The organism is Streptomyces sp. XM83C (assembly GCF_023072675.1).
In the GTDB taxonomy this organism is placed as follows: Bacteria; Actinomycetota; Actinomycetes; order Streptomycetales; family Streptomycetaceae; genus Streptomyces; species Streptomyces thermocoprophilus.
On the sequence record NZ_JALLGL010000633.1, the window covers coordinates 1 to 838 of the forward strand.

1 protein-coding gene is annotated in these 838 nt (G+C 68.7%); it reads left to right on the forward strand.

What is annotated here, in order from left to right:
- Window positions 1-454: 454 nt before the first annotated feature.
- Window positions 455-838: response regulator (locus MTQ10_RS30830; protein WP_247474112.1), on the forward strand; the 384-nt coding region annotated here is incomplete at its 3' end.

Here is an 838-nt window from a genome sequence, read left to right on the forward strand (position 1 = left end):
GTGCCGGGGGGTGTCCGTCCTCGGTGCGACGCTCTGTCTCGTAAAACCGCACCCGGGGTTTCCGCCGCACGCTGCGGGCGGGCACCCCCCGGCACACCCCCTCCCCGCCATCGGCGGCTCTCCCTTGTCACCGGCCCGCGGGGCGAACACGACGGCCCAGCCACGGACCGACCCCGGTGAACACATACCGCACGGCCGTTCAATCCCCCACCCTCACACCTTTGAGATCTCTTTGTCGATACGGACACTTTGTGACCCAAGTGGCCACCCAATCGGACCCAACCGCACCCGACCGATCCGATTCGATCTTCGGATGATCGAGCACGTGTCCGAATTGCACGGATTGTTACTCACTAGATCGTGATCATTTCCTAAAGCCCACCCGCCTCGGTGCCGAAGACGACAGTGACCTTGAAAGCAGGGTTCGTCCCCATCCCGCACCCCAGGAGGCCTGGTGTCCGTTCTCCTCGAGCAGCCCGCAAGCCTGGTCGCCTACCGCCCGAACAAGCCCACCGCCATGGTCGTCGTCGCCGACCCGCGCGTCCGTTCCACCGTCACCCGCCACCTGTGGGCGCTCGGTGTGCGCGACGTCATCGAGGCCTCGTCCATCGCGGAGGCTCGTCCCCGCATCGGCAACCCCCGCGACATCTGCGTCGCGGACGTCCACCTGCCCGACGGTTCCGGGCTGACCCTCCTGTCGGAGACCCGCGCCGCGGGCTGGCCCAACGGGCTCGCCCTGTCCGCCGCCGATGACATCGGCGCCGTCCGCAACGCCCTCGCCGGCGGCGTCAAGGGCTACGTCGTCACCGGCACCCGCACCGCCGTGGGGCTCCCCACC